Annotated in this window: 3 protein-coding genes; 2 read left to right on the top strand and 1 reads right to left on the bottom strand. The window is 45.2% G+C overall.

Annotated features, from left to right (window positions below; genetic code table 11):
- Window positions 1-794, bottom strand: a 794-nt coding sequence (locus tag NJ959_RS28815) for a DHH family phosphoesterase (RefSeq protein WP_254015193.1), incomplete at its 3' end; no start/stop codon positions are given.
- Window positions 795-975: 181 nt separating this feature from the next.
- On the opposite strand from NJ959_RS28815, the gene psbZ reads away from it, so the two are divergent.
- Together psbZ and ribH are read left to right on the top strand one after the other, a co-directional pair.
- A complete protein-coding gene (gene psbZ, locus NJ959_RS28810) occupies window positions 976-1167 on the top strand; it encodes a photosystem II reaction center protein PsbZ (RefSeq protein WP_254015192.1) in 192 nt (63 codons plus the stop codon).
- Window positions 1168-1435: 268 nt separating this feature from the next.
- Entirely contained in the window at window positions 1436-2020 is a 585-nt protein-coding gene (gene ribH / locus NJ959_RS28805; protein WP_254015191.1) for a 6,7-dimethyl-8-ribityllumazine synthase, read from the top strand.
- Window positions 2021-2216 lie beyond the last annotated feature (196 nt).

Raw genomic sequence — 2216 nt, 5'->3', positions numbered from 1 at the left:
CCCTTGTCCCCTACTCCCCACTCCCTACTCCCTACTCCCTCTCTCCCCCGATATTCCACCGCTAGGAGTAAGGCATCACTTTCTGTTAAATCTACTAATCGAGAGGCTAGGTTGGATAATCCTGGCACGTAGTCGGGGGTTTTCAGGAGTACCCAGGAAAGGGTGTAGCCTAAGTGAGTTTGAGAGTGTAAATTATCTAAGGCTGTGGTTAATAATTGTTGTAATTGAGGAGATAAGCCAGGATCTACATAAGTCCGGATTTGCCGAACATTTGCTCCTTGTGCCATTAACCAGGCTAGCGCGGCGGCATCTCGTGGGGTAGTCGCCTCAAAGGTGAGGGAGCCTGTATCGACGTGGATACCTAATGCCATAACAGTTGCTTCAGCAGTAGTCAACTGAATCGCTTTTTGCTGTAATTGTTCGACAATTAGGGTAGTTGTGGCTCCTACTGCTTCAATTTGAGAATAAGTAGGGTTAATATCGGTTTGGCTATCGATGTGATGATCGTAGATTTCAATAGACTTAAGATGGGGCAGGGATAACCATTCAGCAGCTTTACCTAAGCGATCGCGTTTTTGGGTATCCACCACTACCACACACCCAATCTCCTCTACTTTAACCGAGCGGCGTTCGATCAGATGATACTCATCTCGATGGAATGCCAAAAAATCCCGTACAGGTGGGTGAGCGCCGCCTGTTAGCACAATCTTAGCTCCCGGTTTCAAGCGGGTTAGTCCCACTGCCGCACCGAGGGCATCGAAGTCAGTTATGATATGACACAGTATAATATCCATGATTTGTCGGTGACGGACTTTTCGCGATCGCCCTTTGATGAACTTTAGCTGGATTTGCCCTGTTTTTAGAAAAAGCGGCTCAAAGTTTGATAGTTTACAGATCGGGCAGTCTTTAACATAAGTCTAGTTGGGACTGAACAGTTGCTATAGAGTCCATCTCTGTTTTCGGGAGAACAAAAAAATGTCTATCATATTTCAACTATCATTGGCAGCTCTGGTAATTTTTTCTTTCATCATGGTTGTTGGCGTGCCAGTGGCTTACGCCTCACCCCAAAACTGGGATCAATCCAAAAGATTGCTATTCTTGGGTTCTGGAGTCTGGATCGTCCTTGTGTTACTAGTGGCTGTATTAAACTATTTCGTGGCAGTTTAAGATACTCCGTATCAGAATCGAGGATTTGGAGCTGGGATTTCTGGAGAGATCCCAGTTCGATCGACTATAGTCGGTTATCAACGATCGTTCAAGTAAGCTATCGGGCATAACAACTTAAGTTTTTCTAGGTAGGCAGAGGGAATTGTCCACAGGAGAGGATAATTTCCCTTTGCCATAATTGCTTTTTTCGGAGTCTTCCGACTTTCTATCTGGGAAAATGGTAGTTTTCGGGCTGTGATTTGTTTTATGATTAAATATTTTAGATGTTATGGCAGTTTTTGAGGGAAATTTTACACCAGCCAGAGCTTTGCGGTTTGCGATCGTCATTGGTAGATTCAATGACTTAGTTGTAAACAAGCTGTTAGAGGGTTGTCAAGATTGTTTGAAGCGTCACGGGGTGGATACTAACGCTAACGGTACTCAAGTAGATTATATCTGGGTTCCTGGTTGTTTTGAGATTCCACTGATGGCTCGCCAAGCGGCTCTTTCTCATCGATATGATGCCGTGATTTGCTTGGGGGCAGTAATTCGAGGGCAAACCCCTCATTTTGATTATGTCTGTGCTGAAGTCGCCAAGGGGATTGCTGGGGCAGGTTTTCAGACGGGAATCCCTGTTATCTTTGGTGTTGTCACAGCAGATAACATGCAGCAAGCTCTGGAAAGGGCTGGGATTAAGAGCAATAAGGGTTGGGATTACGCCATGAATGCTCTGGAAATGGCAACTTTAATGGAGCAGTTTAAGGGGAATGGCTCACCATTAGCCTACAACCCAGGTGCTGTGACAACTCAGGCTCTGCCAGTTGCTTCTACCCATAAGGTTGCTGCGGAGTCAGTCGCACAACAGCAGGATTAGTTGTTGTTTGTTGTTGGTTATTTGTTATTGGTTGTTGGTTTAGGGCTTACGCATCATCGAATTACCACATTTTAAGATGGAAATGTATAATCCACCCCATTCAGGGTTTGTGGCAAGTTAAACAGAGGGAGGTTAGTCTTAGTTTAGCTTTCTTCGCCGGAAGCCTCACGCCATATTTGTACTCAAATTGGCGTGA

Source organism: Limnofasciculus baicalensis BBK-W-15 (assembly GCF_024178385.1).
GTDB lineage: Bacteria > Cyanobacteriota > Cyanobacteriia > Cyanobacteriales > Coleofasciculaceae > Limnofasciculus > Limnofasciculus baicalensis.
The sequence above is the reverse complement of the archived record's forward strand: the minus strand, read 5'-3'. Positions and strand labels throughout refer to the sequence as shown.